The organism is Polaromonas sp. P1_G2, assembly GCF_056405515.1.
On the sequence record NZ_JBFUBY010001746.1, the window covers coordinates 1 to 360 of the forward strand.

Annotated in this window: 1 protein-coding gene; it reads right to left on the reverse strand. The window is 53.6% G+C overall.

The window, feature by feature from the left end; genetic code table 11:
• Nucleotides 1-215 (reverse strand): TetR/AcrR family transcriptional regulator (locus AC1D0P_RS32400; RefSeq protein WP_477680465.1); only part of this gene is annotated, 215 nt, incomplete at its 3' end.
• Between the last annotated feature and the right edge of the window lie 145 nt (nt 216-360).

Sequence of the window (360 nt, forward strand, 5' to 3'; positions counted from 1 at the left end):
TCTGGGATGCGGAGATCGAAGCTCGCCGTCTTTGCGAACAGCTCCTCCTTGCTGCCGAAGTAACGCATGACCATGGCCGGATCGATCGAGGCGGCCGCCGCAATATCGCGAATGGTGGTCCGCTCGTATCCTTCCGACGCGAATATCCGCCGGGCTGCTTCGAGGATCGTTGCGCGTGTTCTCTCGGACTTTGTCTGTTTTGGTGATTCCATCATGAAAATAAAATGCCAACACTTGTTGACAAAAGCAAGAGGCCGACATAAATATCAACACACGTTGACAAATGGAGAGTCAAAATGCTTCCGAAATCCACAGATGTCCTCATCGTTGGCGCCGGCCCAACGGGCCTTGCACTGGCAA